This window comes from Acidocella sp. KAb 2-4 (genome assembly GCF_020567705.1).
In the GTDB taxonomy this organism is placed as follows: domain Bacteria; phylum Pseudomonadota; class Alphaproteobacteria; order Acetobacterales; family Acetobacteraceae; genus Acidocella.
The window spans coordinates 143,962-170,828 of sequence record NZ_JAJDJU010000003.1 but is presented as its reverse complement, the minus strand read 5'-3'; the positions used below and the strand labels follow the sequence as shown (position 1 = coordinate 170,828).

The window sequence follows — 26,867 nt, the reverse complement described above, 5'->3', positions numbered from 1 at the left end:
GGTCTGGCGGGCGCTGTATCTGCGCCCGCGCCACCCCCGCCCCCGCGGACGCCCGGCCGATCCGCGCCGGATTTTGGTGGCGCCGCATCTGCGGCTTGGCGACGCGCTGATGGTGACGCCGCTGCTGGCCAAGCTGCGCGCACGCTACCCCGCGGCGGAGATCGTACTCATCACCCCGCTGCCGATGATGCCGCTCTACGAGACGCGCCCTTACGGCGTGATCGCCTGGCCCTATCATCCGCGCCAGTTCGAGACCGTGGCGGCGATGCTGCGCCAGGACGGCTTCGACCTCGCCATTCTGCCCGGCGACAACCGGCATAGCTGGCTGGCACGGGCCTTGCGGGCGAAATGGATCGTCGCCCATGCGGGGGACAGCCCAGTGGTGAAGAGCTGGCCGATCGATGAATTGGTCGAATACCCCCAGACGCCAACCGCCACCGGCGAAATCTTCTCGGCCCTGGTGCCGGGGCCGGAGCCGGAAGCCTTCACGCCGGGGGACTGGCCAAAGCCAGCCTGCACGCCCTTTGCGCTGCCCGCCCGCCCCTATGCGGTGCTGCATGCCGGCGCCAGCACCCCGTTGAAATTCTGGCCCGCGCAAAACTGGCGGCAATTGGCGCAATGGCTTGGCGCGCAGGGGCTGGACGTGGTGTGGAGCGGCGGGCCGGGCGAAGACGGGCTGGTGCGCGAGATCGACCCGGAGGGGCAACACCAATCCTATGCCGGGCGGCTTGATCTCGCCCAAATCTGGCACCTGATGGCGCAAGCGCGCCTGTTCGTCTCGCCCGATACCGGGGTCGCGCATCTGGCCCGTCTGACCGGCGTGCCCGCCGTGGCGCTATTCGGGCCGGGCGCCCCTGCCCTGTTCGGCCGGGGCAAATTCTGGCGGAACACGCCCTGCGCCGAGGTGATGGTCGAGGATATGCCCTGCCGCGATCAGGACGATCTGTTCAAGCGCCGCCGCCCTTGGATCCGCCGCTGCGGCCGCGCGCCCCGGCAGTGCCACTATAACGCGCGCTGCATGGCCGGGCTCGGCGTGGCGCAGGTCATCACGGCCATCGGGCGGCTCTGGGCCGCTCACGAGACCTTGGCGGCGGCTGAGGGGCGCTGAATGGACGCGCCCCCTCCGGCACAGCCCGGCGCCGATGCCACGGCGCATCACCGCCGGCATCTGGCGCGCGGCTTCAACTGGCTGGGCGGCGCCACGCTCGTCGCCAAAATCACCGATTTTTCCACGATCATCGTCGTCCTGCTGTATCTCACGCAGCAGCAGGTCGGCATCGGCTCGCTGGTCATCTCCTTCGGCATGATGATCGAGGCCTTTGACGGGCTGGGCACGGGCGACGCCATCGTGCAGGCGCAAGAGCTTAGCCATCGCCATCTGCAATCGCTGTTCTGGTACATTCTCGGGATCGCGGTGATCGTCTCCGGCCTCACCCTGGCCGCCGCGCCGCTGGTGCAGATGTTCTACAACGTGCCGGGCATGGCGGCGTATTTCATCGTCATCGCGCTCAAGCAGCCGATCGTCGGCGGCGCCGTGATCCCGATGGCGCTGCTGAACCGTGAATTGCGCTACGAGCGCATCGCCGCCATCAACGTCGCCTCAACCTTCGGCGCCGCGCTCACGCGCCTGGTCATCGCATTGCTGGGCGGCGGCGCCTGGGCACTGGTTGGCAGCTTTTTGGCCAGCGGCGTGTTCATCCTGGCTGGCAGCTTATGGGCCAGGCCGTTCCGCCCATCGCTGCGCTTCTCCCTGGCCGAGATCCGGCCGCTCGCGCATTTCGGCCTGCGCTCGGCCACAGCCCATATTTCCGACCAGATCTTCAAGAATATCGACTATCTGCTGGTCGGCTGGTTCTACGGGCCGACCCCGCTGGCGCTGTATCGCGTGGTGTTCGATCTGGCGATGGAACCGGCGATGGCCGTGGGCACGCTCGTCAACCGCACGGCGCTGCCAGTCTTTGCCCGCGTGGCCGCGGTGCCCGCGCATCTGCGCGAGGCGCTCTTATGGTCGCTGCAACGGCTGACCACGCTGGTCGCGCCATTCATGGCCGCGCTGATGCTGGTGGCGCTGCCGCTGACCTCGCTGCTGCATGACAGCCAGGGCCATAGCTACGCCGCGGGCGCCTTGCCTTTGCAGATCCTGGCCGCAGCGGCCATCCTGCGCGTGACCTCGCAATTACTGCCGCCGGTGCTGCTCGCCTCCGGCAAGCCGGGCACCGCCGCCAGCCTCTCCACCATCACGCTGACAATGCTCACCCTCGGCATTCTGGCGGTCGGGTTCAGCTGCCATACGCAGATCGGGCTGATCGCCGTGGCCAGCATCTGGTTCGCCGTCTATCCGCCGCTGCTGGCCTGGGGGGCGCATTATCTGTGGCGGCATTGGCAGATCACGCTCGCCCAGCTGCTGCGCCCATTCCTGCCGCCCGCCATCGGCATCGCCGCCATGGTGGCGATGGCCTCGGCGCTGCGGCTGCTGCCCTGGGGCGATGCGCCCGTGTTCCGTATCGCCAGCGTGGTGATGGCCACCGGCCTGACCTATGCGGGGCTGCTGCTGCGCAACCGCCACCCGCCAGCCCTGGCCAAAGCCGCCGCCAGCTTGGCGGGAACCTGGTCGGCGCTCCGGCGCGGGGTGAAATCGGGCCCGCGCTGAGCCGCGCCCAGCATGGTCCGGGGGGCTTTCGCCCTCCCGCCGCGCTCAGAAGATTTTATTGATGATGTCTTCGCCGATGCCAAACCCGGCGCCCATTTCCAGCGCCCGGCCGAAGCCGGAATTGAGGAACGCGCCCAGCAGCCCGCCTTGCTGCGGCTGCGCGTAACCCTGCGGCGGATAACCGCCCTGCTGCGGATAACCTTGCGGCGCGCCCCAAGGCGATTGCGGCATGGCCTGCGGCACTGATTGCGGCACAGGCTGCGCGGCCAACATGTTGTGAATCGCCTGCAACAGATTGGCCACCTGATCCTGCTCAGCCTTGATCGCCAGCGCGACGCCACGCAGATCGAGCAGCCATTCCCGCGCGTCCATGTTCCCGGCCTGCGCCGCGGCTTGCAGCTTCTGGGCCAGCCCCTGCAACTCGCCCACCGTCTGCTGTGAGCGCGTCTGCAACTGGCCGTACTGATTGTCGATGGTCTGGATATCCATTGATGACCCTCCTTTTCGAGGGTCATTATGTACCCGATTGCGGCGGGATTCCGGCGCGAAGATGTGTTTCGTTCGGTAACGCCGGACTTACTTGCGCTTCGCCGCGAACTCCCGGCAGGCCTCGCCAAAGGCGTTGAACAGGCGCAGCCGGTCGGGGAAATGGGTCACTTCCCACTCGGGATGCCATTGCACGGCGATGGCGAAGGCTTTCGCGCCTTCCACGCGCACGGCCTCGATGGTCCCGTCCGGCGCCATCGCCTCCACCGCCAAGCCGGGGGCGAGCTGGTCGATCGCCTGGCCGTGCAGCGAGTTCACCTGGATTTCCGCCGCGCCGAGCAGATGCGCCAGCTCGCCGGTGAGCGACACGCCGTGCTTGAGATCGAAGCGGTGCTCGCCCTCGGGTGAGCGGTGGTCGAGGCGGCCGGGGATCTTGTGGACCTCCTGATACAGCGTGCCGCCCAGGGCCACGTTCAGCTCCTGCAGGCCGCGGCAGATGCACAGGATCGGCATGCCCATATCCAGCGCCGCGCGGATCATCGGCAGCGTAGTGGCGTCGCGGTCGGGGTCGTGGTCGTCGGGGGTGGCGTCGAAATCCGCGCCGTAGCGCATCGGCGCCACGTTGGAGGGCGAGCCGTTGAACATGATGCCGTCGAGGCGCTCCAGCAACGGCAGCATCGCCTCGCCCTCGGGCGGGATCAGCACCGGCATGGCGTTGGAGGCCGCCACCAGCGCGGCGCCATAACGGGCCGGGGTGGCATGCTGGACATAGCCCGACACGAATTTGGTGCAGGCGGGAATTCCGATGAGATTGGGTCTGGACATGTTTTCTTGATCACTCCGCAGGACTGAAGCTTAAGCTGGGGCGCCTGCGCGCCGCAAGCAGCGCCACGACGGCGCAACCCAGCATCGCGAATGCCATGGGGCGGGAGGTGCCATCGGCCAGCACGCCCACGGCCAGGCCGGCGATGGCGCCGCCCGTATATTGCATGGTGCCGAGCAGGGCCGCCGCGCTGCCCGCATGGGCCTGGTGCCGCGACAGCGCCCCCACCATGGCGCAGGGTGTGAGCAGCCCGAACCCGATCTCCGCGATCAGCAACCCGCCCGCGATGGGCAGCGCCCCGAACGGATGCAGCGCCAACCCGGACAAATAGAGCGACGCGGCAAGCTGCACCGCCACGCTGGCGGTGATCACCGGCGCCAGGCCGAAGCGGTTCACCAGGAGCGGGTTGATCTGGCTGTAGGCGATATAGGCGGTGGAGTTGACGCCGAACAGCAGCGCGTAGCCGGCGCTGCTCCAATCATATTCACCGATGAAGATCTGCGGCGTGGCGGCCAGATAGGCGAACAGGCAGGCCGAGGTGGCGGCGCCGATCATCGCGTGGCTGAGGAACGCGGGCTCGCGGAAAATATGCACATAGCGCAGCAGCACCGCCCCGGCGCCGATGAGCGTGCGCCGCTCGCGCGGCAGCGTATCGGGCAGATAGCGCCAGGCCAGCACCACCGCCACCACGCCATAGAGCGCGCAAACGGCGAAGATCACCCGCCAGGAAAGCCAGCCCACCACCGCCGCGCCCAGCATTGGCGCGGTGATCGGCGCCACGCCCATCACCAGCATCAGCTTGGAGAACAACTTCGCCGCCTCCGGCCCGTCGGCCAAGTCGCGCACCATGGCGCGCGGGATCACCGTGCCCGCCGAAGCCCCGAGCGCGGTGAGAAAGCGGAACACCACCAGCGAGGACACGCTCCAGCTCAGCCAGCAGCCAATGGTGGCGAAGGTGTAGAGCACCAGCCCGGCGAGCAGCGGCACGCGCCGCCCCAGCCGGTCGGAGAGCGCGCCCTGCGTCATCTGGCCGATGGCAAGGCCGACGAAATAGGCCGCCAGCGAATATTGCGGGGCAGCCGCGTTGTGGAACTCGCGTGCGATCTGCGGAAAGGCCGGCAGATACATGTCGGTCGAGACCGGCCCGATCGCGATCAGAAACCCGAGCAGCAGCGGCAATCTGGTGGTAACGCGGCGGACCATGAGCCAGCTTTACCGGGGCGCCACGCCCGCGGCCAGAGCGCAAAACCGCAACCGAGCCTTGCCCGCGCCGCCACCTCGCGCCAATCCGGTTTAACTTCGCGCGCCTTTGTTGTAGGCGTGAGACATGACACGCACATCCGAACTCAGCCGCAAAACCTCCGAGACCGACATCCTGATCCGGCTCAACCTCGACGGCACGGGCAAGGCCGATATCAACACCGGCATCGGCTATTTCGACCACATGCTGAGCGCCTTCGCCCGGCATGGTCTGTTCGACCTCACGGTGCAGGCCAAGGGCGATTTGCATATCGACGCGCATCACACAGTCGAGGATGTCGGCATCGTGTTCGGCCAGGCGCTGTGCAACGCGCTGGGCGCCAAGCGCGGCATCCAGCGCTTCGGCCATGCCGTGGTGCCGATGGACGAGGCGCTGGTGGAAGCGGCGCTCGACCTCTCTGGCCGCGCCTTCGTCGTCTGGAATGTGAGCTTCGAGCGCCCGATGCTGGGGCAGATGGACACCCAGCTCGTCGAGGAATTCTTCCGCGCCCTGGCCGGCAACGGGCTGTTCAACCTGCATGTCATCCAGCGCGCTGGGCATAACGCGCACCACGTGGCCGAGGCCTCGTTCAAGGCCGTCGGCCGGGCGCTGCGCGCGGCCGTGGCCATCGAGCCGCGCGTGGCCGGTGAGATCCCCTCGACCAAGGGCGTGATCTAACCCCATGCTCGTCACCGTCATCGATTACCAGAGCGGCAATCTCGCCTCCGCCGCGCGCGGGCTGGCGCTCGCCGCCACGCTGCGCGGCATTGCCGCCGATGTGCGCATCACCGCCGACCCCGATCTCGTGGCCAAGGCCGACCGCATCGTGCTGCCCGGCCAGGGCGCCTTCCCCGATTGCGCGCGCGGGCTCGCCAGCGTTAGCGGGCTGGAGGAGGCGATGCTCGGCCGTGTCGCCCAGGGCGCGCCGTTTCTGGGCATCTGCGTCGGCATGCAGCTGATGGCCGAGCGCGGGCTGGAGCATGGTGTCACCCAGGGCTTCGGCTGGGTCCGGGGCGAGATCGCGCCGATGCAAGTCGGCAATGCCCGGCTGCCGCATATGGGCTGGAACGAGCTGCGCTTCACCCCCGGCGCGCATAAGCTGTTGGAGGGGCTGCAACCCGGCGACCACGCCTATTTCGTGCATTCCTACGCGCTCACCGGCGGGCGGGCCGATCAGATCATCGCCACCACCGATTATGAGGGCGATGTCGTCGCCATGGTCGCCACCGGCAACATGGCGGGCACGCAATTCCATGCCGAGAAGAGCCAGCAGGTGGGGCTGCGCATCCTCGGCAACTTCCTCACCTGGGAGCCCTGAACGGGCCGCAGCCCCGGGGGGAAACGCCATGATCAAAAAGACGCTCCTGAGCCTGGGGTTCCTGGCCGCGCTAGTCTATGCCAGCATCTGCGGCTACCTGCTGCTCAACCAGAACCGGCTGCTCTATGTGGGCACCGCCCTGGCGCCGCATGACGCCCCCATCGCCCTGCCCCCGCTCACCGACGCCGCCGGGCACACGATCGGCTGGATCGACGCCCCCGCTGGCACGCCGGTGGGCACGGTGCTGTATTTCCACGGCAATAACGAGGAAGCCTGGGCCGCCGCCAAGAATTACGGCCCGTTCTTCACCGCCCGCGGCTGGCGCGTGGTGTTCGTCGAATATCCCGGCTACGACATCCGCGCCGGTAAAATCCCGCGCCATGACACCGTGATCGCCGAGGCACGGGCCCTGGCGCGGCGCATCCAGCAGGCCTATCCCGGCACGCCTTTCTTCATCGCCGGCAATTCGCTGGGCGCGGGCATCGCCGCCCAGGCCGCGTCGGCGGCCGATCCGGCGCGGGTGATCCTGTTCGTGCCGTGGGACCGGATGAGCGCCGTGGCGCAGGAGCGCTACCCCTATGTGCCGGTGCGCCTGCTGCTCGATGCCGATGGCACCGACTATGATTCCTGCGCCGCCCTGGCCAAGCTGAGCGCGCGCGTGTTCATCGTCTATGCCGGGCAGGATCATACGATCCCCCCGCATCACGCGCAGGCGCTGGCGGCCTGCCTGTCGCTGCCACCGGCGCAGGTCGTCGCCCTGCCCGAAGCCGGGCATGACGACTGGGACACCCAGCTCTCCGCCGCGCAATGGACCGCCCTGCTCGCCCCGCCGCAAAATGCGCCGGGCGGCTTGATCGCGGGCGGAGATGAGGCCAAGAGGCAACCGTGAGCCAAGCTTTACCCCCACCCACCACCCTGGTTGCCGAACGCCTCGAACGCTTCGAGGACGAGACCGATCTGCACGCTTTGGCCGAGGCCGCCACGGCGGCGATCCTCGATGGCGGCGGCTTTGGCTGGGTGCGCCCGCCCAAGGCCGCGGTGGTCGAGCAATATTACCGCGGCGTGCTGCTGGTGCCCGAGCGCGAGCTGATCGTTGGGCGCATGGACGGCATGGTATATGGCGCCGCGCAGCTGCAGAAACCGTCGCGCAACAACGAGGCCCAGGCCTTCGCCGCGCAGATGATGCACCATTTCGTCGCCCCCTATGCGCGCGGCCATGGCTTGGCGCGGATCATTCTGCGCAAGGCCGAGGAACGGGCGCGCGCGCTCGGCTTCGCGGTGCTCAACCTGGATGTGCGCGACACGCAAAAAGGCGCGATCTCGCTCTACGAATCGGAAGGCTTCATCCGCTGGGGCACGCACCCGGCCTATGCGCGCATCCGTGGGGCGATCGTGCCCGGCCATTTTTATTATAAGTTCCTGAAATGACCCTCACCCTTTACCCCGCCATCGACCTCAAAGACGGCCATTGCGTGCGCCTGCTGCGCGGCGAGATGGACCAGGCCACCGTGTTCGGCACCGATCCGGGCGCGCAGGCCGCCGCCTGGCAGCGCGCCGGGTTCGCCTGGGTGCATGTGGTGGACCTCAACGGCGCCTTCGCCGGCAAAACGGTGAACGAGGACGCGGTGAAGTCGATCCTCGCCCATGTCTCAATCCCGGTGCAGCTCGGCGGCGGCATCCGCGACATCGCGGGGGTCGAGCGCTGGCTGGCGGCGGGCATCACCCGCGTCATCCTGGGCAGCGCCGCGGCCAAAAACCCGGCCCTGGTGCGCGAGGCGGCGAAGCTGTTTCCCGGCCGCGTGGTGGTGGGCATCGACGCCAAGGGCGGCATGGTGGCCACCGAGGGCTGGGCCGAGACCTCGGACATCCCCGCCCCCGAACTGGCCAAGCGCTTCGAGGATGCCGGCATCGCCGCCATCATCTACACCGATATCGCGCGCGACGGCATGAAGACCGGGCTGAACCTCGGCGAGACCAAGGCACTGGCGCGGGCGGTGAACATCCCCATCATCGCCTCGGGCGGCGTCGCCTCGGTGGCGGATATCGTGGCGCTGAAGGCCGCCGCGGCAGAGCAGCCCAACCTCAACGGCACCATCCTCGGCCGCGCGCTGTACGATGGCTCCCTCACCCCGGCGGAGGCCCTGGCCGCATGCTGAAACTGCGCGTCATCCCCTGCCTCGACGTGAAGGATGGCCGCGTCGTCAAAGGCGTGAATTTCGTCTCGCTGCGCGACGCCGGAGACCCGGTGGAGCAGGCCGTGGTCTACGACGCCGCCGGGGCGGATGAGCTGACCTTCCTCGACATCACCGCCTCCTCCGACAACCGCGACACGATTCTCGACGTGGTGCACCGCACGGCGGAGAAGGTGTTCCTGCCGCTCACCGTGGGCGGGGGCATCCGCTCGGTGGCCGATATGCGCCGCCTGCTGTTGGCCGGGGCGGATAAATGCTCGATCAACTCCGCCGCCATCGCGCGGCCCGAGTTGGTGAAGGAAGCCGCCGAGAAATTTGGCAGCCAATGCGTGGTCGTGGCCATCGATGCCCGCCAGAGCGCCCCCGGCAAGTGGGAGGTGTTCTCGCATGGTGGGCGCACCAATACCGGGCTCGACGTGCTGGAATGGGCCAAGCGGATGGAGGCCTACGGCGCGGGCGAGATCCTGCTCACCTCGATGGACCGCGACGGCACCGGCAAGGGCTTCGACCTCGAATTACTGCGCCGGGTGTGCGATGCGATTCGCCTGCCGGTGATCGCCTCGGGCGGAGTCGGCACACTGCAGCATTTCGTCGAGGGCGCGCAGGCCGGGGCCACCGGGCTGCTGGCGGCGAGCGTGTTCCATTTCGGCCAGTTCACCATCGCCCAGGTGAAGCAGGCTTTGGCGGCGGCTGGCTTGCCGGTGCGCCAGCCCCGCGCGATACTGCCCGCGTAAGGAGTCTGTTATCCGCCATGGCCAAAAAAGCCGCCAAAACCACCCAGACCACGCCGAAGAAGAAGCTCGCGGCCAAACCCGCGCCGGTGAAGCGCGCGGTGCGGGTGCCACCGCCGTTCGACGCCCCGGATGCGCGGGTGCTGGACCGGCTCTGGGCCACCGTGCTCTCACGCAAGGACGCCGACCCCAATCAGAGCCATTCCGCCCGCCTGCTCTCGCGCGGCACCGAGAAGGTGGCGCAGAAATTTGGCGAGGAGGCTGTGGAATGCGTGATCGAGGCCGTCGCTGGCAAGACCACGGCGCTGATCGGTGAGAGCGCCGATGTGCTGTATCACCTGATGGTTCTGTGGGTGAATGCCGGGCTGCGCCCCGAGCAGGTCTGGGCCGAACTCACCCGGCGCGAGGGCATGAGCGGCATCGCCGAAAAAGCGGCGCGCAAGCCGCTGGCGCTCGGCCTCCCCACCAAGAAGATCCCCTGAGGAGACTCCGCATGGCCTATGACGAGAACAACATCTTCGCCAAGATCCTGCGCGGCGAGATCCCCTGCACGAAGCTCTACGAGGACGAATACGCCCTCGCCTTCCCCGATATCCGCCCGCAGGCGCCGACCCATGTGCTGGTGATCCCCAAAGGCAAATACATCTCCATCGCCGATTTTGGCGCCAAGGCCAGCCCCGCGGAGATGACCGGCTTCTTCCGCGCCGTCAGCCTGGTGGCGAAGCAGCTGGGCGTCGAGGATACCGGCTACCGGCTGATCTGCAATGCCGGGCCTGACAGCCTGCAGGAAGTGCCGCATTTCCACGCTCATATCCTGGGCGGGCGGGCGCTCGGACATCTGCTCGTTCCCGGCTGATGGCCAAAGGCTCGCCCTTCGAGGTCTTCCGGACGTTCCTCGTCCTGGGCCTAACCTCGTTTGGGGGGCCGATCGCGCATCTCGGCTATTTCCGCCGCGAATTCGTGGAAAAGCGCGGCTGGATGAGCACCGAGGAGTACGGCGCGCTGCTGGCGCTCTGCCAGTTCTTGCCCGGCCCAGCCTCATCACAGACCGGGTTCTGCATCGGGCTGAACCGGGCCGGACTGCTCGGCGGCGTGGCCGCTTGGCTCGGCTTCACCCTGCCCTCGGCGCTGCTGATGGCGGCTCTGGCCCATTACGCGGCACTGTTCCAGGGCCATCCCTTGCTGCATGGCGTGCTGCACGGGTTGCAGCTGGCGGCGGTGGCGGTGGTGGCGCAGGCGGTGTGGCTGATGGCCCGGAGCCTCTGCCCGGACACACCACGGCGCGCCCTGGCGCTGTTGGCCACGGCGATTCTGGCCATCTTTCCCGATACGGGCGGGCAGGTGCTGGTGCTGGTCATCGGCGGTGTCATCGGCTGGCTGGCGCTCGACGACTCCAGCCTCGTGCGGCACCGCGAGACGCGCCGCCTCGCCCGCGAATGGCCTGACGCGCAACGTGAATTACGGTTGCACGGCCCCGCTTTGCTGGCTGTGGCGCTGTTCGGCCTCTTGCTGCTGGCCGCGTTCATCGTCCCGGCCTCGGGGCCGTGGGCGCTGGCCGGGGCGTTTTACCGCTCCGGCGCGCTGGTGTTTGGCGGCGGCCATGTGGTGCTGCCGCTGCTGCGCGATGCCGTGGTGGTGCCCGGCTGGGTCTCGCCGCCGGTGTTTCTGGCCGGATACGGCGCCGCCCAGGCCGTGCCGGGGCCGCTCTTCACCGTCGCCGCGTTTCTCGGCGCCGTCAGCGCCGGCTACAAAGGCGCCGCCATCGCCACGGTGGCGATCTTCCTGCCTGGATTGCTCATCGTCTCCGGCGCTTTGCCCTATTGGCAGCAACTGCGCACACGCCCGCATATCGCCGCGGTGATGAAGGGGCTGAACGCCGCCGTCGTCGGGCTATTGGGCGCGGCCTTCATCAACCTGCTGACCCTGAGCACCGTGCGCAGCCTTTGGGATTTGCCGATCGCGGCCGGGGCGCTGCTGCTGCTCACCGCCGGACAGGCGAGGCCAATCCTGGTCGTGGCATTCTGCGCCGCGGCGGGAGCCGCGCTTTAAGCGGCGAACTGGATGACCTCGCGCACCAGCGGGTAAATCTCATTCTGCCAACGCTTGCCTGAGAACACGCCATAATGGCCGACGCCGGTCTGCACGTGGTGGCGCTTGAGGGTGGGGCGCAGCCCCTTGCACAGATCGAGCGCCGCCATGGTCTGGCCGAGGCCGCAAATATCGTCGCGCTCGCCCTCGACGGTGAACACGAAGGTCTTCTTGATCAGCTCCGGCCGTACCCGGCGGCCGCGATAATACAGCTCCCCGGTGGCCAGCTCGTGCCTCATGAAGATGCGCTCCACGGTCTCCAGGAAGAATTCCGCCGGCAGATCCATCACCGCCAGATATTCATCATAGAATTCGCGGTGATTGGTGGCGGTTTCGTAGTCCTCGGTGGCCAGGGAGCGGAATTGCCGGACATGCGCGCCGATATGCTTGTCGAGATTCATCGACATGAAGGCGGTGAGCTGCATGAAGCCCGGATACACCCGCCGCCCGGCGCCACGGTAGCGCCACGGCACGATGCCGATCATCTTGTCCTCGAACCAGCGTATATCCTTGCTCTTGGCCAGCACGTTGACACGGGTGGGGTTGCGGCGCGTGTCGATCGGCCCGGCCATCAGCGTCATGCTGCGCGGGGTGGCGGGGTTGTTATCCTCCGCCATCACCGCCACAGCGGCCAGCACCGCCACGGTCGGCTGACAAACGCCCACCACATGGGCGCGCGGCCCAAGCTGCTCAAGAAAGCGGATCACATGCTCGACATATTCATCGAACCCAAACCGCCCGGCGGAGAGAGGAATGTCCCGCGCATTGTGCCAGTCGGTAATGTACACGTCATGGTCGCGCAGCAGGGTCTCCACCGTGTTGCGCAGCAAGGTGGCGAAATGCCCGGAGAGCGGCGCCACCACCAGCACCTTGGGCTGCTGGCGGGCGCAATCCTTCTTGAAGTGCAGCAGCGTGCCGAACGGCGTGGAGAACACCGACTCCTCGCGCACCGCCACTTCCTCGTTACCGATCAGGACGTTGCGGAACCCGAAATGCGGACGGTCATGGGTGGTGCCGGCGTAGCCGAAGACCTCAAGCGCGGCAGTGACATGGCGCAGCATCAGCCCGTAGGGCGATTTTGGCGTCACCGCACGCAACAAACGGCCCGTATGCCGCGCCACCTTGCGCCACGGATCCACAAAATCGGCTTGCGCCTGATAAAGCTGGTAAATCATACTTTTAATCTTACCCCAAAGCGGTATCCTGCCGCTTAACGGGGGATAACTCCCATTGTACGGCGGAATCCGGTTTGTTAATCATGGGTTCATTTGAGCAAAAAAGAAAGGGCGAACATGGCTGAGGCGACTTTGCTGATTAGCAGCAAGAACTATTCCTCCTGGTCGCTGCGCGGGTTCCTGCTGGCCAAGCTCTCCGGCCTTTCCTTTACGGAAGAACGGGTTTCGCCCGATGACCCACGCGCCCGCGAGGAGCTGCTGATGCGCTCTTCGTCCATTTTGGTGCCCTGCCTCATTCATGGCGATGTCACGGTTTGGGACACTATCGCCATCGCCGAATACCTCAACGAGCTTTACCCCGAAGCGCATATGCTGCCCGCCGATACGGTGGCGCGCGCTCGTTGCCGCTCCATCTCGGGCGAGATGCATTCCGGCTTCGCGGCGCTGCGCTCCTCGCTGCCGATGAATCTGCGCTTCCGCAAGCCGGGCTTTACCGTCTGGTCCTCGGCGCAGTCGGATATCGACCGCATCACCGCGATCTGGCGCGATTGCCTGACCACCTGGAAAGGTCCGTTCCTGTTCGGCCATCAGCCGACCATCGCCGATTGCATGTATGCCCCCGTGGTCACCCGGTTTCAGTCCTACGACGTCAATGTCGGCCCGCTTTGTCAGGAATATTGCGACACCATCCTGTCATGGTCGCCCCTGAAGGAGTGGATCGCCGACGCCAAGGACGAGCCGCAGGAAATCATCGAACTCGACCTGGATTTCTGACCCGGACACCTCTTTGATCTACGCAAAACGAGGTTTTTTCAAGGCCTCGTTTTCAAGATTTCGTCACAATCTGGTGTGCTGGCTACACGTCTTCGCGCTCGGCCCGCACCAGCACCTCGCGCTTGCCGACATGGTTGGCCGGGCTGACGATGCCGTCGCGCTCCATCTGCTCGATCAGCTTCGCGGCGCGGTTATAGCCGATGGTCAGGCAGCGCTGCAGATAAGAGGTGCTCGCCTTGCGGTCGCGCGCCACGATGGCCACGGCCTGGTCGTAGAGCGCGTTTTCTGAGCTGGTGTTGCCACCCACCGCCCCGGCGGGCATTGCCGGGCCTTCCTCGTCCTCGGCCGGCTCCGTCACCTCGTCGAGATAGGCCGGCTCGCCCTGCTCGCGCAGATACTCCACCACCGCCTCCACCTCCTGGTCGGAGACAAACGGCCCGTGCACGCGGGTAATGCGCCCGCCGCCCTGCATGTAGAGCAGGTCGCCCTGCCCCAGCAGCTGCTCCGCCCCCTGCTCGCCCAGGATGGTGCGACTGTCGAATTTCGAGATCACCTGGAACGAGATACGGGTGGGGAAATTCGCCTTGATGGTGCCGGTGATCACGTCCACCGAGGGGCGCTGCGTGGCCATGATCACGTGAATGCCCGCCGCGCGCGCCTTCTGCGCCAGGCGCTGCACGCAGATCTCGATCTCCTTGCCCGCGACCAGCATCAGATCGGCCATTTCATCGATGAACACGACGATGAAGGGCAGCGGCTCGAGCGCCAGCGGCTGCTCCTCGAACACCGGCTTGCCGGTCTCCGAGTCGAAGCCGGTCTGCACCCGGCGCGTCACCACCTCGCCGCGGGCGCGGGCTTCGTTCACCCGCTCATTGTATCCGGCGATGTTGCGCACCGCGAGCTGGCTCATGGCGCGGTAGCGGCGGTCCATCTCGCGCACCACCCATTTCAGCGCCGCCACCGCCTTTGGCGGCTCGGTCACCACCGGGGTGAGCAGATGGGGGATGCCGTCATAGACCGAGAGTTCGAGGATTTTCGGGTCGATCAGGATCAGCCGGCATTGCTCGGGCGAGAGCCGGTAAAGCAGGCTGATGATCATCGCGTTCACACCCACCGACTTGCCGGAGCCGGTGGTGCCCGCGATCAGCAGATGCGGCATGCGGGCGAGATCGGCGACCACGGGCGCGCCCGAGATATCCTTGCCCAGCGCCAGGGAGAGCGCGCCGTGCTGCGTCTCCCACAGCGAACTGCCGAGCAGTTCGGAGAGATACACGGTCTCGCGCTTAGCGTTCGGCACTTCGATGCCGATGACATTGCGCCCCGCCACCACGGCGATACGCACGGCGATGACCGAGAGCGAGCGGGCGATATCCTCGGCCAGCCCAACCACGCGGGCGGAACGGATGCCGGGGGCGGGCTCCAGCTCATACAGCGTGACCACGGGGCCGGGGCGAATTTCCACGATCTTGCCCTGCACGCCGTAATCCTGGAGCACGGTTTCGAGCAGACGGGCATTGTTCTCCAGCGCTTCCTCCGAGGGGCCGGTGCCTGAGCGTTGCGGCGCCGGGCGCAGCAGGTCGAGAGAGGGCAGCGCCCAGCTTTCGGGCAGAGGCAGGCGCTCCTGCCGCAAGGCCGGGCGGACCGGGGCCACCGGCTTCACCGCCACCGGCCGGGCCTGCGGCTGCGGCGCCACGGGGGCGGAAACGGGCAGCATCGGCGCGGCGAAATCGGAATCGTCGTCATCATCCTGCGGCGCGGGCACCCAGGCGCTATGCGATGCGCTCTGCTGCTCGGCCGCGCTCTGTAGCACGCTCAACCAGGAGGACACAGCCTCCGCCCCGCGCCGCCCCTGCTCCACCGAAGCCGCCGCCGCGCGTGCCGCGCGCTGCCCGCCCGCGCGCCATTCGCCGGGGCTGATACCCAGCGCGTAGCCAAGGCACCCCAGCCCGAGCACGAGCGAAACCGCCATGGCAATGGCGACGAACAGATGGCCGCTGGCGGCGCGCAGCAGCAGCCCAGCGAGGATATCACCCGCCGCGCCCCCCGGCCCGGCCGCGGTCGGCCAGGCTGTGGCGGGGCCGGGAATCGTCTTGATCGCCAGCGCCAGGGCCATCGCCAGCAATGGCATGCCCAGCGCGCCGAAAGCGAGGCGCGTCTTCAGCCGCCCAATGCCGCCACCCGCGCCAAGCCGGTAGGCCCAGGCCAGCAGCATGAGCGCCGGCATCGCCCCCGCCGCGCCGAAGCCCTGCAGCAGCAGATCGGCCAGGAACGCCCCTGGCGGCCCGGCGAGATTGGTGGTCGACGCGCCGCTCGCGGTGTCAAACGACGGATCAGCCGGATTATAAGTAAACAGCGCCAGCAGTAGCGCGAGCGCGAGCAGGGCCAGAAACAAGCCCGAGAATTCAGCCATGCGCCGGCGCAACTGCGCGCGCATGGCCGGAGAGATCAGCCGCTGGGCCCCAAGATCAACCGCCATGTCTGCGATTATACTTGGCAGGCGCTGATTCTGAAAGTTTTTTGCTGGCGCGCGCCACCTCCCGCCTCACCCGGCATGGAGGGCGGTGAAGGCGTATAGCGCAAAATCGCGGGCATGCAGACGCTCGATGCGCTGGCGAACAGCGGCCGACACCTCGCTCACCTCGCGCTTTCCGGTCTTGTTCTCCCACGGGAAGGCGAGCGGCTTGCCCATTTTCTCCGACAACCCGGCGGCGAATCGCTCCTTCCGCTCCAGCACCCCGGCATGGAACACATGATCGGCGAAGAAGGCTGCCAGCGGCTGCGCGCCATCCCAGCCGAGAAAAGTGCTGGCGATGTTGCCATAGACATCCGCATGCTCCAGGAGCCAGTCGAGATACCCCTCCAGGCTGTAGCGCCCTGCCATCTTCGCGCTCAGCCCGGAATCGAAGCGCCGCCAGGGCAAACGGCGCAGATAGCCCTCGCGCGCGTAATTATAGTCGGACACCGCCCGCGCCACCGGATCGCGCAGCAAGGTGATGATCCGGCCCGGCTGGTGGATGAGGCGCTGGATCTCCGGGTAGGAGAAATGCCCGCCGTCGATCAGATCGCCCGGCTTCGCCTCGCGGTTGATCAGCGCAATGGCCCGCGCCAGATCGGGCTGGCCGTAGAGCCGCCGCGTCACGCGCCTTTGCGAGCGGCGCAGGCGCCAAGCCTGGAAGCGCGAGAGGCTGGCATCCAATTCGGTGAGCTTCGGCACCTCGAACACGCGGTGCCCGGCAAAGGCGGCATCCAGCAACTGCCTCAGGCTGGAGCTGCCGCTCTTGGGCACACGGATACAAAACACCACGAAATCCAGTACACTTTCCTCCCCTTCGCCACCTCCCGGCGCGCCGCTGGCGGCGGCGCAGCAAGGAAAAAGCTGGTTCGGACCGGGATAGGGGATGGTTCGCGGGTTGTCGACCCAAACGCCGGCGCCTACGGCGCGGCCTTGGCCAGCAGCGTGAAATTCACGGTGACGTTGAGCCCGACATAATCGCCGCTCGTCCATTGCCCCTGCCCCACGCCGTAATCAGTGCGGGTCAGGCTGATCTGCCCCTTGGCGGTGGCGGTGGCGCCCGACACGTCGAGGGTGAAGGGCAGCGTCACCGTCTGGCGCACGCCGCGAATGTCGAGCGTGCCGGTGGCGGTGAATTTATCGCCACCCAGGCTGGTGAAGCCGGTGGCCTCGAACACCGCCTGCGGGAAGGCGCCGGCATCAAACCAATCGGCGCTGGGCATGGCTTCGTCGCGCTGCGTGTCGCCCGAGGCGGCGCTGGCGGTGTCGATGACGATGCGCACATGGGCGGCTTGCGGATGCGCCGGATCGTAGCTGATGGCGGCGTTCCACTTGGCGAAATGGCCGGTGAAGGCAGCGCCGGTCTCGGTGCCGGAGAAGCTCAGCGTGGAGCCGGGCTGCATCGTCCAGGTCGCGGCGGCGGCGGGTGAGGCCGCCAGCAGCAGGGCAGGAAGCAGGAAACGGCGCATAGGGTTACTCCTTGAATAGCGGCAGCATGCGGCGCAGCATGCCGTCACGCAGCAGGAAGTGGTGGCGCAGGGCCGCCAGCGCATGCAGCCCCACCAGCCCAAGCGCGCCATAGGCCAGCCAGGCATGCGCATCCTCGGCCCAGGGCTCGATGGCCGCCTTGTCGGCCAGGGCGGAGAGCCAGGGCAGATCCGGCCAGGGGAGCAGCCCATACAGCACGGTGGGGATGTTGTAGGGCGAGAGCGAAACCACGGCCCACCCGGTGAATGGGATGGCCAGCATCGCCAAATAAAGCAGGTGATGCGCACCCGTGGCGGCCTTGCGCTCCAGCGCGGGCATGGTGGCGGGCAGCGGCGGCGGCCTATGCGTGAGCCGCCAGAGCACCCGCGCCGCCACCGCGAACAGGATGGTGATGCCGACGGATTTATGCAGCTGGTAGATCACGAATTTCAGATGGATGGGCAGATGAAAGCTCGCCATCCACCAGCCCACGCCGATCTGCGCCAGGATGCCCAGCGCGATCACCCAATGCAGGGTGATCGCCACGGCATCGTAACGCGCCTTGTTCACTGCACGAAGGCGGCGCTGATCGTCAGCGTCACCTCATCGCCGATCAGCGGCACATAGGTCGTCTGGTTGAAATCCGAGCGCTTCAGCGTGCCGGTGGCATTGAAGCCGACCGTGTACTGCTTCGACAGCGGGTTGATGCCCGCGGCGTTGAAGCTCACCTTCAGCGTCTCCGGCTTGGTCACGCCGTGGAAGCTCAGCTCGCCGGTCACCAGCGCGGTGTCCTTGCCGGTGCGCACCACCTTCTCCGACTTGAACTCGATGGTCGGGTATTTGGCGGTGTCGAACCATTCCGGCGAGTTCAGCTCACCGTCCAGCTTGGTGTTGGTGGTGCTCACCGAATTGGCCGGGATGGTGATATCAAACGCGGTCTTGGCCAGATCCTTGGGGTCCAGGGTGAGCGAGCCGGTGACGCCGGTGAAATTGCCGTACCAGGTGGTGAAACCCATGTGGGAGACCGCGAACAGCACGCGGGTATGGGTGGGCTCAACCGTATAGGCGCCGGGCTTCACATCGGCCGGGTTGGTGTCGGGCGCGGTGGCTTGGGCGAAGGCGGCGGCGGGGGCCAGGCTCAGGGCCAGGGCCAGGGCGGTACGCTTCATGTGCTTATGTCCTTTGGGGTGAGGGTGATCAGGCCAGGGCCGCGATCGCGGCTTCGGCGGTGGCGATGGCGGCGGGCTTGAGGTCCGGCACGGCCACGCCCTCGGCGCGGACAACGGTGATGTCGGTCAGGCCGATGAAGTTGAGCGCCGCGATCAGGTGCGATTCCTGGTGCTCCATCGCCGCCGCCGGATTACCAGGGCTGTAGAGCCCGCCGCGCGAGGAGGCGATGATCACCTTCTTGCCCGCCGGCACCAGCCCGATTGGGGCGCCGTTTTCGCCGTATTTGAAGGTCTTGCCCGCGACCAGGATGCGGTCGATCCACGCCTTGAGCTGGCTGGGGATGCCGAAATTATACATCGGCGCGCCGATCACGATGACATCGGCGGCAAACAGCTCGTCGAGGAACGTGGCGCCGGTGGCGATGTCGGCCTGCACCGCGGCGTCGGCGGGCGGATGCCCGAACATGGCGCCGATATGCGCGGGCGAAAGATGGCGCACCGGCGAAGCCGCGAGGTCCAGGTGACGCACCTCCAGCCCCGAATGCAGGGCGCGCTGGCGCGCCACGATCTCGGCGGTGAGTTTGCGGGAGACGGAATTTTCGCCCAGCACGGACGAGTCGATATGCCAAAGCCTCATGGGATCACTCCTGTTAAGCGCCGTTTTCCGGCGTGACGGCGTGTAATTAAGGCTGTGCGTCCCCCTAAAGAAGCCTATATAAAAATATGGATACCATCTGTTTTACCGATAGGACGCTCCGATGCTCGAAGGTGTGACCGTTGACCAGCTCCGCATGTTCATCGCCGCGGCGGAATTGCAGAGCTTCTCCGCCGCTGGGCGGCGCCTCAACCGTGCGCAATCGGTCATCAGCCAGGCCATCGCCACGCTGGAGGGGCAGTTGGGCGTGACGCTGTTCACCCGAACCGGGCGGTTTCCGGAGTTGACCGAGCAGGGCAAGCTGCTGCTGGCCGATGCCAAGGCGGTGACCGCCAGCCTCGCGGCGCTAAAGGCGCGGGCCAAGGGCATGGCGGCCGGGCTAGAGCCGGAGCTGGCCGTGGCGATCGACGTGATGTTTCCGATGAGCCTGCTCACCCGCGCCGCCGCCGCGTTTGGCGAGCATTTCCCCACCACCCCGCTGCGGCTTTATGTCGAGGCGCTGGGCGGCGTGGCCAAGGCGGTGCTGGAGGGCCAATGCGGGCTGGGCATCATGGGCTCGCTGCCGCTCAGCTCGCCCTCGCTGGTCACTGAGCGGCTACTGCCGGTGCAGATCGTGTTCGTCGCCGCCCCCGGCCACCCGCTGGCGCAACTCGGGCGCGGCATCACGGCCGAGGATCTGGCGGCGCATGTGCAACTCGTGCTCACCGACCGCACCGATCTCTCCAAGGGCCGGGAGTTCAGCGTGATGTCACCGCGCAGCTGGCGGCTGGCGGATATGGGGGCGAAACACGCCTTTCTGCTCGCCGGGCTGGGCTGGGGCGGGATGCCGCTGGAGATGGTGGCGCGCGACCTGCGCGAGGGCGCGCTGGTGGAGCTCACGCTGCTCGACACCTCGCCGCGCGTGCAGATGGCGATGTCCGCCGCCTATCGCGCCGACGCCCCGCCAGGGCCAGCGGGGCGCTGGTTTGTCGAGCAACTCAAGCACCATGCGGGACGGCAGGACCGCCCCGGCTGAGGTTCACATCGCGGCCAGGGCGGCGCTGTCGGGCAGGTAGGTGCGCAGATAGGCCTCGATCTGGTCGCTGTCTTCGTCGATCGCCGCGGCGGCGACATAGCCATCCGGGCGGCCGAGCCAGATCGTGCGCGGGCTGATCGGCGCGCGCAATTCCGGCTCCAACAGGGCGGCGAAGTCCCGGCGCAGCCGGTCCACACGCGGGCCGGGGGCGGCAAACAGGGCGAAGCGCGGGGCATTGCCGCTGCCAAGCGGTGGCTCGTCGGGCCGCGGGGGCAGGCGCTCGCCGGGGCCGGGGCCGGGCAGCGCCCGGTCATTGGTGCCATTGATCGGGCTGTGGCGGTAGCCGTGCGAGACCTCGCTCACCGTCTCCGCCAGGGCCTTGCGCGCCGGTTCCATGCCGAAAAACAGGCCGCCGAACAGGTTGCGGGCGAATTGCAGGGTCGGGTTCTTCAGCATCGCCAGCGCGGCGGCGCGATCGAGTTCATTGACCACCGCATCCGCCACGGCGTGGCGCTCGGCGTTATAGCTTTCGAGCAGCGCCTCGGCATTGGCGGCGCCGCGATAGACCAATGCCAGCTTCCAGGAGAGGTTGACGGCATCATGGATGCCCATGTTCAGCCCCTGGGCCCCGACCGGGTTGTGCAGATGCGCGGCGTCGCCAGCCAGAAACACGCGCCCCACGCGATAAGTCGAGATGTTGCGCTGATGGATGCGGAAGGCGGAGAGCCAGACCGGATCGGAGACGGTGACGCCGCCGGGGCCGCGCGCATCCATCATCGCCTGCACCTGCGCCAGCGTCGGCGGTTCGGGGTGCTCGCCATGCACATCGTGCAGATCGCCCACCACACGGTAGCGGCCGGATGGCAGCGGGAAGATGCCGAAGAACCCATCCTCATGCCAGAAGGAATGCAGTTCCGTCGGCGCGCCGTCGAACCCTTGCAGCGTCACATCCGCCAGCAGCCAGTCGCTCTGCTGCGCCGGGCCGGAGGAGGACAGGCCAAGAGCCTTGCGCACAACGCTGCCGCCGCCGTCGCAGCCAACGAGATAGGCGGCCTCGACCACCTCCTCGCGGCCATCCGCATGCTGCAACGTGACGCGCACATGGTCCGGGCCGCTGGTGAAACCCGCGAGCGCGGTGCCGAACTCGACCCGGCCGCCCAGCGCCTCTAGCTGCGCGGTGATCAAGCGCTCGGTCTCCGCCTGCGGCAGCATCAGCGCATAAGGATGGGTGCTGTCGACCTCCGATAATTCGATGCGGCCGATGCGCTTGGCCCCGGCCAGCAGGTTCACCGCGTCGATCTTGCGCCCAGCCGCGATCAACTCGCCGCCCAGCCCGGAGCGGTCGAGCAATTCCAGCGTGCGGGTCCACAGAAACAGCGCGCGGGACTGCCCGGAAGGCTGTGCCGCCTTTTCGATGATGCGCACCGGCACGCCGTAGCGGCACAGCGCCGCGGCCATGCTCAACCCCACTGGCCCCGCCCCAACCACCAGAACCTCGTTGCTCATGAAACTATTCCCCCCTGACCACCGCCACGCCATGCGGCGGCATGCCTTTGCTAAGGATAAGCCTGGGCACGCGGCAAGATCTTGTCTTTGACCTGGATCAACCCGCCCCGCGCCTAGGCGATGGAGCGGCGCACCATGAAGGTCGCGGCGATGAGCAGCACCAGGGCGATGAGCGCCATCGGCCAGGATTGCGCCAGCACCACGCTGGCGGGCAAGGCCTCCAGGAACATCCCGCGCGCGATCACCAGCATGTAGCGGATCGGGTCGAGCAGGCTGAGCAGCTGCATGGCGCGCGGCATGTTCTCCACCGGCGTGGCGTAACCCGAGATCATCACCGCCGGGGCGACGAACACGAACACCCCCAGAATCGCCTGTTGCTGGGTGCGGGTGAACGCCGAGATCGCCAGCCCCACCCCGACCCCGGCCAAGCTGAACAGCGCCGTGCAGAACTCAAACACCGGCAGATTGCCTTTGAACGGCAGGCCAAACAGGACCAGCGCGGCGACCAGCACGATATTCGCCTCCAGCAGCCCGACGATGAGCGAGGGGATCGCCTTGCCGAGCATGATCTCTGCCGGGCGCAGCGGCGTCACCAGCATCTGCTCATACGTGCCCAGTTCGCGCTCACGCGCCAGCGAGAGCGCGCTGACCATCGTGGTCATGATCAGCGACAGGATGGCGACCAGCCCCGGCAGGATGAACCAGCGGCTTTGCAGCTCCGGGTTGAGCAGGTCGGTGAGCTCGATATCCACGGGCGGCGGCGTGTCCGGGTGCAAGCTGGCGGCATAGGCGGCGGTGATCTCGGCGGCGTAATTGCCGATCAGCAATGCGGTGTTGGAGCGCCGGGCGTCGATCAGCAATTGCACATGCGCGGCGCGCCCGGCCAGCATGTCGGCCGAGAAATCCTGCGGGACATGCAGCACCGCTGCGGCGGTCTTGGATTCCAGCATGTGCTGCGCCTGGGCGGGGCTGAATACGTCGGGCGCCGGGGCGAAGGCGGGCGAACCGGAAAACCCGCGGATATACTCGGCCGATTGCGCGCCGAGATCCTCGTTCCAGACGGAGAGCGGCACATGCGAGACATCGTAGGTCGCCGCGTTGGCGAAAATCACCACCTGGATCAGCGGCGGGATCAGCATGACGAAGCGGGTTTTACGGTCCGACCAGAGGGAGATCAGTTCCTTGATCACGAGGGCAATGATGCGGGCGAGCATGGCGGGTCAGTCCAGACGGCGATGGGTCACGGCCAGCGTGGCGGCGACGGTGAGCGCCGCGGCGATGGCCAGGCCGCAGAGATTGGGCAGCAGCACCGACCAGACATCGCCGGCGAGGAACAGCGTCTGCACCGCCGCGACGAAATAGCGCGCCGGGAACACATAGGTCAGCCATTGCAGCCAGCGCGGCATGGAGGCGATGTCGAACAACATGCCCGAGAGCATGATCGCCGGCAGCATGGTGGTGATGAAGGCGAGCTGCGCGGCGACGAACTGGTTGCGCGCGAGGGTGGAGATGAACAGCCCCTGCGCCAGGGTGAAGACCAGAAACAGCGCGGCGGTGAGCCCCAGCGCCCCGAGGCTGCCATGCAGCGGCACCCCGAACACGAACACGGTGATGAGCACCGACATCGCCATCGAGCCCATGCCCAGCACGAAATAAGTGCCCAGCTTGGCGCCTACCAGCTCGCCCATGGCGGCGGGCGAGGCGAGCATGGATTCCATCGTCCCGCGTTCCCATTCGCGCGCCACGATCAGCGCGGTGAGCAGCGTGCCGGTCATCGACATGACCAGCGCGATCACCCCGGGCACGATGAAATCGGTCGAGCGCAGCTGCGGGTTATACCAGTAGCGGGTTTCCAGCACCGGGCCGCCGCCGGGGGTGAGAGCGCGCTCGGTCGCCACATCTTGCAACCAGACGCTGAACGCGCCAGTGACATAGCCCTGCAACAGCCGGGCGGTGTTGGGGTCGGTGGCGTTCACCGCGAGCTGCGCGACCGCGGGCCAGCGCGCAGGGCGGGCCAGCTTCGCCGCGAAATCCTGGCGCAGGGTGAGAATGCCGCGCACCTCGCCCTGCTCCAGCGCGCGCCGCGCGGCTTGCCCGCTCGGCGCCCATTCCACCGCGAGATAGGGCGAGGCATCCAGCGCCTGTTCGATGCTACGCGTCGGCGCCGCCCCGGCCTCGACCACCACGGCGAGTTTCATGCGGTGCGCATCCAGTGACAGGCCGAAGCCGTTGATGATGAGCAGGATGAAGGGCAGCAGGAAGGCGATTAGCAGCGCCGAGGGATCGCGCAGGATCTGCCAGACCTCCTTGCGGACCAGGCCGCGCAGCCTTTGCAGGCGCGGGCTCATGCGGCGGCGCCGTCGATGAGGGAGATGAAGGCGTCTTCCAGGGTCGGGTCCGGCAAGTCCGGGCTGCGCACGCTGGCGCGCAGGGCGGCGGGCGTGTCGGTGACCAGCACCCGCCCGGCATTGATGATGGCGAGCCGGTCGCAATACTCCGCCTCATCCATGAAATGGCTGGTGACGAGCACGGTGACACCGCGCGCCGCCAGCTCGCCGATGCGCGCCCAGAAGGCGCGGCGGTTGAGCGGATCGACGCCCGAGGTTGGCTCGTCGAGAAACAAAATCTCCGGCTCGTGCAGCAGCGCCGCGGCCAGGGAGAGGCGCTGCTTGAGCCCCAGCGGCAGCGCCCCGGCCACATTGCCTGCCACCGCGTCCAGCTCGAACCGCGCCAGCGCATCGGTGATCGCCCGTTGCCGCGCCGCCCCGCGCAGCCCGTAGCTGCGGGCGAAGAAATCCAGGTTCTGGCGCACCGTCAGCTCGCCATAGAGCGAGAATTTTTGCGCCATGTAGCCGAGCTTGGCGCGCGCCTCGGCGGCGGCGGTGAGCAGGTTTTGCCCAGCCACCAGGGCGCTACCCGCGCTCGGGCGCAGCAAGCCGCAGAGCATGCGGAAGGTCGTGGATTTACCCGCCCCATTCGGCCCGAGCAGGCCGAAGATCTCGCCCCGCGCGATGGAGAAGCTGACATGATCGACCGCCACGAAATCGCCGAACCGGCGGATCAGGTCGCGCACCTCGATCACCGCGCCATCCGGCGGCGGCGGCGCGGCGGGTGGTGGCGGCGCTGGCGGGTCGGGCGGCGTGGCGGCGAGCAGGCGGTCGATGAATCCGTCCTCGAAGCGCGGCGGCACCAGGCTGGTCTCACTGCCGCCAAGCAGCGCCGCCGCGGGCGGGGTGGCGCCGGGGGCGAGCACCAGGCGCAGGCTGTCGCCCTGCACCAGCGCATCGAGCACGCCGGGCAGCGTCTTGGCCAGCGCCACGGCGCGGCGGCGCTGCGCGGCCGGCAGCGTCACCCGGCACACCCGCCCGGCCAGCGGCGCCAGAAACTCTGCAGGCGGCGCCGCCGAGAGCAGCCTGCCCTCATGCAGCAGCAGCACCTTGGCGCAGCGCTCGGCTTCGTCGAGATAAGAGGTCGCCCACACCACGCCCATCTCGGCGCCTGCCGCCTTCGCCTCCGCCATCATGCGCTCGACGATGCGCCACAGCTCCCGGCGCGAGGCCGGGTCCACGCCGACCGAGGGTTCGTCGAGCAGCAGCAGCCGGGGGCGGGCCAGCAGCGCGCAGGCGAGGCCGAGCTTCTGCTTCATCCCGCCCGAGAGCGCCCCGGCCTGGCGCGCGGTGAACGGCGCGAGGCCGGTGAATGAGAGCAGCATGGCGCTGCGCTGCGCGCGCGCGGCGTCGCGCAGCCCGTGAAGATCGGCGAACAAGGCGAGGTTTTCGCCGACCGTGAGATCCTCATAAAGCCCGAAACGCTGCGGCATGTAGCCGATGAACGGATGCGCGGCGGCGGCGGCCATGGCCATGTCATGCCCCAGCACCTCGACCCGCCCGGCGCTCGGCCGCAGCAGCCCGGCCAGATGCCGCAGCAGCGTGGTCTTGCCCGCGCCGTCAGGCCCGACGACGCCGGTGATCACCCCCGGCGCGATCTCGGCGGTGATATTGTCGAGTGCCCTGGCCCCGCCCGCCTTGCCAGGGAAGACATGGCTCAGCCCCTCGGTGCGGGCGAGCGCGGTCATGGCAGCGTCACGGTCACCGGCATGCCCTGGCGCAGCCCGTCATCGGCGTCGCTCACCCGCACACGGAAGCGATAGACAAGCTGCGTGCGCAGATCGGGCGTCTCCACCGTCTTGGGCGTGAATTCAGCCACCGGCGACACATAGCCAATGATGCCGTGATAGATCTTGCTGCCCGGCGTGTCGGTGGTGATGGTCACTTTCGTTCCCGGCGCGACGCGCCCCAACATGGTCTCGGGCGCGAAGGCGCGCACCCAGGTCTCCGCCGTGTTGGCAAGCGAATACACGGTGTTGGTGGGCAGCACGACGGTGCCGGGCTCGATCACGCGGGTCATCACCACCCCATCCACCGGGGCGTAGAGTTTGGTGTCGTCCTCCCCGGTCTGCGCCAGCGCGACCTGGGCCTCGGCCTCCTGATAAGCGGCGCGGGCGGCATCGATTTCCTGCTTGCGCGGGCCGTTGATCAGCTCGGTCAGCTGCGCCTGGGCGCCGTCCTGCTGCGCCTGGGCGGAGTCCAGCGCCATGCGGGCGTTATCCAGCGTTTGCTGCGGCGTCGCGCCACGGCCGATCAGCGCCTGCTGCCGGGCATAGGAGGCCTTGGCGTTGGCAAGCTGCGCCTTGGCGGCGTCGAGCGCGGCGCGGGCGCGGTCGATATCCTCATAGCGCGAGCCGGCGAGCAACAGGTTGAGCTGGGCCTTGGCGGCATCGCGGCGGGCCTCGGCCAGGGCCAGGGCGTTGGCATAGGTGGCGTCGTCCAGCGTGGCCAGAAGCTGCCCGGCCTTCACCTTGTCGCCCTCCTGGCAGAGCATCTGGCTCACCCGCCCCTCGGCGTTGAAGGCGAGGTCCACCTGGCGGATCTCGACATCGCCGTACAGCGTGTTGGTTTCGCCGCCAGGGGCAAGCAGCCACCAGCCCCCCAGGGTGATGACGGCCACCGCCGCGACGAGCAGGATGTATTTACGCCTCGCTTGCATGCCCTATGCCTCCTGCCCCG

28 protein-coding genes are annotated in these 26,867 nt (G+C 67.7%); 13 read left to right on the top strand and 15 right to left on the bottom strand.

Annotated features, from left to right (window positions below):
* The first annotated feature begins 76 nt into the window (after positions 1-76).
* Positions 77-1,108 carry a glycosyltransferase family 9 protein gene (locus LI953_RS03945; RefSeq protein WP_227074734.1) on the top strand — a complete coding sequence of 344 codons (1,032 nt, stop codon included), beginning with the start codon at positions 77-79 and terminating at the stop codon, positions 1,106-1,108.
* The gene (locus LI953_RS03940) at positions 1,109-2,650 is read left to right on the top strand and encodes an oligosaccharide flippase family protein (protein WP_227074733.1); all 1,542 of its coding nucleotides are present in this window, start codon (positions 1,109-1,111) and stop codon (positions 2,648-2,650) included.
* 45 nt (positions 2,651-2,695) lie between these two features.
* On the opposite strand, the gene LI953_RS03935 is transcribed toward LI953_RS03940, so the two are convergent.
* From LI953_RS03935 to LI953_RS03925, 3 genes are all read right to left on the bottom strand, one after another.
* Positions 2,696-3,139 (bottom strand): hypothetical protein, encoded by a 444-nt coding sequence (locus LI953_RS03935; protein WP_227074732.1) that lies wholly within the window; start codon positions 3,137-3,139, stop codon positions 2,696-2,698.
* Positions 3,140-3,226: 87 nt separating this feature from the next.
* Positions 3,227-3,961 (bottom strand): gamma-glutamyl-gamma-aminobutyrate hydrolase family protein, encoded by a 735-nt coding sequence (locus LI953_RS03930; protein WP_227074731.1) that lies wholly within the window; start codon positions 3,959-3,961, stop codon positions 3,227-3,229.
* 10 nt (positions 3,962-3,971) lie between these two features.
* Entirely contained in the window at positions 3,972-5,162 is a 1,191-nt protein-coding gene (locus LI953_RS03925; RefSeq protein WP_227074730.1) for a multidrug effflux MFS transporter, read from the bottom strand.
* Positions 5,163-5,286: 124 nt separating this feature from the next.
* On the opposite strand from LI953_RS03925, the gene hisB reads away from it, so the two are divergent.
* The 9 genes from hisB to chrA are packed head-to-tail and all read left to right on the top strand — an operon-like array spanning position 5,287 to position 11,489.
* Entirely contained in the window at positions 5,287-5,877 is a 591-nt protein-coding gene (hisB, locus tag LI953_RS03920; RefSeq protein WP_227074729.1) for an imidazoleglycerol-phosphate dehydratase HisB, read from the top strand.
* Between the two features lie 4 nt (positions 5,878-5,881).
* A complete protein-coding gene (gene hisH, locus LI953_RS03915; protein WP_227074728.1) occupies positions 5,882-6,517 on the top strand; it encodes an imidazole glycerol phosphate synthase subunit HisH in 636 nt (211 codons plus the stop codon).
* Between the two features lie 28 nt (positions 6,518-6,545).
* A complete protein-coding gene (locus LI953_RS03910; protein WP_227074727.1) occupies positions 6,546-7,406 on the top strand; it encodes an alpha/beta hydrolase in 861 nt (286 codons plus the stop codon).
* On the top strand, positions 7,403-7,945 hold the full coding sequence (locus LI953_RS03905; protein ID WP_227074726.1) for a GNAT family N-acetyltransferase: 543 nt from the start codon (positions 7,403-7,405) through the stop codon (positions 7,943-7,945). Before LI953_RS03910 ends, LI953_RS03905 begins: the two co-directional genes overlap by 4 nt.
* Positions 7,942-8,673 carry a 1-(5-phosphoribosyl)-5-[(5-phosphoribosylamino)methylideneamino]imidazole-4-carboxamide isomerase gene (gene hisA, locus LI953_RS03900; RefSeq protein ID WP_227074725.1) on the top strand — a complete coding sequence of 244 codons (732 nt, stop codon included), beginning with the start codon at positions 7,942-7,944 and terminating at the stop codon, positions 8,671-8,673. The genes LI953_RS03905 and hisA overlap by 4 nt, the downstream gene beginning before the upstream one ends.
* Positions 8,667-9,443, top strand: coding sequence for an imidazole glycerol phosphate synthase subunit HisF (hisF, locus tag LI953_RS03895; RefSeq protein WP_227074724.1), 777 nt, complete (start codon positions 8,667-8,669; stop codon positions 9,441-9,443). The genes hisA and hisF overlap by 7 nt, the downstream gene beginning before the upstream one ends.
* 17 nt (positions 9,444-9,460) lie before the next feature.
* Complete coding sequence (locus LI953_RS03890) at positions 9,461-9,922, top strand: phosphoribosyl-ATP diphosphatase (RefSeq protein ID WP_227074723.1); 462 nt, start codon at positions 9,461-9,463, stop codon at positions 9,920-9,922.
* A gap of 11 nt (positions 9,923-9,933) precedes the next feature.
* The gene (locus LI953_RS03885) at positions 9,934-10,296 is read left to right on the top strand and encodes a histidine triad nucleotide-binding protein (RefSeq protein WP_227074722.1); all 363 of its coding nucleotides are present in this window, start codon (positions 9,934-9,936) and stop codon (positions 10,294-10,296) included.
* The gene (gene chrA, locus LI953_RS03880) at positions 10,296-11,489 is read left to right on the top strand and encodes a chromate efflux transporter (RefSeq protein ID WP_227074721.1); all 1,194 of its coding nucleotides are present in this window, start codon (positions 10,296-10,298) and stop codon (positions 11,487-11,489) included. The genes LI953_RS03885 and chrA overlap by 1 nt, the downstream gene beginning before the upstream one ends.
* On the opposite strand, the gene LI953_RS03875 is transcribed toward chrA, so the two are convergent.
* Complete coding sequence (locus LI953_RS03875) at positions 11,486-12,703, bottom strand: polyhydroxyalkanoate depolymerase (RefSeq protein WP_227074720.1); 1,218 nt, start codon at positions 12,701-12,703, stop codon at positions 11,486-11,488. The genes chrA and LI953_RS03875 overlap by 4 nt on opposite strands.
* A 117-nt stretch (positions 12,704-12,820) precedes the next feature.
* Here LI953_RS03875 and LI953_RS03870 point away from each other — a divergent pair, with 117 nt between their 5' ends.
* Positions 12,821-13,477: a glutathione S-transferase family protein gene (locus LI953_RS03870; protein ID WP_227074719.1), complete on the top strand. Its 657-nt coding sequence runs from the start codon at positions 12,821-12,823 to the stop codon at positions 13,475-13,477.
* An 82-nt stretch (positions 13,478-13,559) separates the two neighbouring features.
* Here the strand turns inward: LI953_RS03870 and LI953_RS03865 are convergent, their stop codons facing one another.
* The 6 genes from LI953_RS03865 to LI953_RS03840 all read right to left on the bottom strand — a co-directional run bounded on the left by LI953_RS03865 (position 13,560) and on the right by LI953_RS03840 (position 19,262).
* Positions 13,560-15,953 (bottom strand): DNA translocase FtsK 4TM domain-containing protein, encoded by a 2,394-nt coding sequence (locus LI953_RS03865; protein ID WP_227074718.1) that lies wholly within the window; start codon positions 15,951-15,953, stop codon positions 13,560-13,562.
* 66 nt (positions 15,954-16,019) lie between these two features.
* Positions 16,020-16,763, bottom strand: a complete 744-nt coding sequence (locus LI953_RS03860) for a sulfotransferase domain-containing protein (protein WP_370635752.1) — start codon at positions 16,761-16,763, stop codon at positions 16,020-16,022.
* Positions 16,764-16,909: 146 nt separating this feature from the next.
* On the bottom strand, positions 16,910-17,458 hold the full coding sequence (locus LI953_RS03855; protein WP_227074716.1) for a YceI family protein: 549 nt from the start codon (positions 17,456-17,458) through the stop codon (positions 16,910-16,912).
* A gap of 4 nt (positions 17,459-17,462) precedes the next feature.
* The gene (locus tag LI953_RS03850; RefSeq protein WP_227074715.1) at positions 17,463-18,026 is read right to left on the bottom strand and encodes a cytochrome b; all 564 of its coding nucleotides are present in this window, start codon (positions 18,024-18,026) and stop codon (positions 17,463-17,465) included.
* A complete protein-coding gene (locus LI953_RS03845; RefSeq protein WP_227074714.1) occupies positions 18,023-18,625 on the bottom strand; it encodes a YceI family protein in 603 nt (200 codons plus the stop codon). The genes LI953_RS03850 and LI953_RS03845 overlap by 4 nt, the downstream gene beginning before the upstream one ends.
* Before the next feature lie 28 nt (positions 18,626-18,653).
* Positions 18,654-19,262 (bottom strand): FMN-dependent NADH-azoreductase, encoded by a 609-nt coding sequence (locus tag LI953_RS03840; protein WP_227074713.1) that lies wholly within the window; start codon positions 19,260-19,262, stop codon positions 18,654-18,656.
* A gap of 121 nt (positions 19,263-19,383) precedes the next feature.
* Here LI953_RS03840 and LI953_RS03835 point away from each other — a divergent pair, with 121 nt between their 5' ends.
* Positions 19,384-20,295, top strand: a complete 912-nt coding sequence (locus LI953_RS03835; protein WP_227074712.1) for a LysR family transcriptional regulator — start codon at positions 19,384-19,386, stop codon at positions 20,293-20,295.
* 3 nt (positions 20,296-20,298) lie between these two features.
* Here the strand turns inward: LI953_RS03835 and LI953_RS03830 are convergent, their stop codons facing one another.
* The 5 genes from LI953_RS03830 to LI953_RS03810 form a co-directional block, all read right to left on the bottom strand.
* Positions 20,299-21,801, bottom strand: coding sequence for an FAD-dependent monooxygenase (locus LI953_RS03830; RefSeq protein WP_227074711.1), 1,503 nt, complete (start codon positions 21,799-21,801; stop codon positions 20,299-20,301).
* A 113-nt stretch (positions 21,802-21,914) separates the two neighbouring features.
* Positions 21,915-23,015 carry an ABC transporter permease gene (locus LI953_RS03825; RefSeq protein ID WP_227074710.1) on the bottom strand — a complete coding sequence of 367 codons (1,101 nt, stop codon included), beginning with the start codon at positions 23,013-23,015 and terminating at the stop codon, positions 21,915-21,917.
* Between the two features lie 6 nt (positions 23,016-23,021).
* Positions 23,022-24,149: an ABC transporter permease gene (locus LI953_RS03820; RefSeq protein WP_227074709.1), complete on the bottom strand. Its 1,128-nt coding sequence runs from the start codon at positions 24,147-24,149 to the stop codon at positions 23,022-23,024.
* Positions 24,146-25,876 (bottom strand): ATP-binding cassette domain-containing protein, encoded by a 1,731-nt coding sequence (locus tag LI953_RS03815; RefSeq protein ID WP_227074708.1) that lies wholly within the window; start codon positions 25,874-25,876, stop codon positions 24,146-24,148. The genes LI953_RS03820 and LI953_RS03815 overlap by 4 nt, the downstream gene beginning before the upstream one ends.
* On the bottom strand, positions 25,873-26,847 hold the full coding sequence (locus LI953_RS03810; RefSeq protein ID WP_227074707.1) for an efflux RND transporter periplasmic adaptor subunit: 975 nt from the start codon (positions 26,845-26,847) through the stop codon (positions 25,873-25,875). The genes LI953_RS03815 and LI953_RS03810 overlap by 4 nt, the downstream gene beginning before the upstream one ends.
* Positions 26,848-26,867 lie beyond the last annotated feature (20 nt).

What these genes read in the sequence shown, in the direction of transcription:
- LI953_RS03855 (WP_227074716.1), bottom strand. Translation starts at nt 17,458, where the DNA reads ATGCGCCGTTTCCTGCTTCCTGCCCTGCTGCTGGCGGCCTCACCCGCC.
- hisB (WP_227074729.1), top strand. Translation starts at nt 5,287, where the DNA reads ATGACACGCACATCCGAACTCAGCCGCAAAACCTCCGAGACCGACATC.
- LI953_RS03825 (WP_227074710.1), bottom strand. Translation starts at nt 23,015, where the DNA reads ATGCTCGCCCGCATCATTGCCCTCGTGATCAAGGAACTGATCTCCCTC.
- LI953_RS03935 (WP_227074732.1), bottom strand. Translation starts at nt 3,139, where the DNA reads ATGGATATCCAGACCATCGACAATCAGTACGGCCAGTTGCAGACGCGC.
- LI953_RS03820 (WP_227074709.1), bottom strand. Translation starts at nt 24,149, where the DNA reads ATGAGCCCGCGCCTGCAAAGGCTGCGCGGCCTGGTCCGCAAGGAGGTC.
- LI953_RS03875 (WP_227074720.1), bottom strand. Translation starts at nt 12,703, where the DNA reads ATGATTTACCAGCTTTATCAGGCGCAAGCCGATTTTGTGGATCCGTGG.
- LI953_RS03835 (WP_227074712.1), top strand. Translation starts at nt 19,384, where the DNA reads ATGCTCGAAGGTGTGACCGTTGACCAGCTCCGCATGTTCATCGCCGCG.
- LI953_RS03890 (WP_227074723.1), top strand. Translation starts at nt 9,461, where the DNA reads ATGGCCAAAAAAGCCGCCAAAACCACCCAGACCACGCCGAAGAAGAAG.
- hisH (WP_227074728.1), top strand. Translation starts at nt 5,882, where the DNA reads ATGCTCGTCACCGTCATCGATTACCAGAGCGGCAATCTCGCCTCCGCC.
- LI953_RS03815 (WP_227074708.1), bottom strand. Translation starts at nt 25,876, where the DNA reads ATGACCGCGCTCGCCCGCACCGAGGGGCTGAGCCATGTCTTCCCTGGC.
- LI953_RS03925 (WP_227074730.1), bottom strand. Translation starts at nt 5,162, where the DNA reads ATGGTCCGCCGCGTTACCACCAGATTGCCGCTGCTGCTCGGGTTTCTG.
- LI953_RS03810 (WP_227074707.1), bottom strand. Translation starts at nt 26,847, where the DNA reads ATGCAAGCGAGGCGTAAATACATCCTGCTCGTCGCGGCGGTGGCCGTC.
- LI953_RS03845 (WP_227074714.1), bottom strand. Translation starts at nt 18,625, where the DNA reads ATGAAGCGTACCGCCCTGGCCCTGGCCCTGAGCCTGGCCCCCGCCGCC.
- chrA (WP_227074721.1), top strand. Translation starts at nt 10,296, where the DNA reads ATGGCCAAAGGCTCGCCCTTCGAGGTCTTCCGGACGTTCCTCGTCCTG.
- hisA (WP_227074725.1), top strand. Translation starts at nt 7,942, where the DNA reads ATGACCCTCACCCTTTACCCCGCCATCGACCTCAAAGACGGCCATTGC.
- LI953_RS03910 (WP_227074727.1), top strand. Translation starts at nt 6,546, where the DNA reads ATGATCAAAAAGACGCTCCTGAGCCTGGGGTTCCTGGCCGCGCTAGTC.
- LI953_RS03885 (WP_227074722.1), top strand. Translation starts at nt 9,934, where the DNA reads ATGGCCTATGACGAGAACAACATCTTCGCCAAGATCCTGCGCGGCGAG.
- LI953_RS03930 (WP_227074731.1), bottom strand. Translation starts at nt 3,961, where the DNA reads ATGTCCAGACCCAATCTCATCGGAATTCCCGCCTGCACCAAATTCGTG.
- hisF (WP_227074724.1), top strand. Translation starts at nt 8,667, where the DNA reads ATGCTGAAACTGCGCGTCATCCCCTGCCTCGACGTGAAGGATGGCCGC.
- LI953_RS03830 (WP_227074711.1), bottom strand. Translation starts at nt 21,801, where the DNA reads ATGAGCAACGAGGTTCTGGTGGTTGGGGCGGGGCCAGTGGGGTTGAGC.
- LI953_RS03865 (WP_227074718.1), bottom strand. Translation starts at nt 15,953, where the DNA reads ATGGCGGTTGATCTTGGGGCCCAGCGGCTGATCTCTCCGGCCATGCGC.
- LI953_RS03840 (WP_227074713.1), bottom strand. Translation starts at nt 19,262, where the DNA reads ATGAGGCTTTGGCATATCGACTCGTCCGTGCTGGGCGAAAATTCCGTC.
- LI953_RS03940 (WP_227074733.1), top strand. Translation starts at nt 1,109, where the DNA reads ATGGACGCGCCCCCTCCGGCACAGCCCGGCGCCGATGCCACGGCGCAT.
- LI953_RS03870 (WP_227074719.1), top strand. Translation starts at nt 12,821, where the DNA reads ATGGCTGAGGCGACTTTGCTGATTAGCAGCAAGAACTATTCCTCCTGG.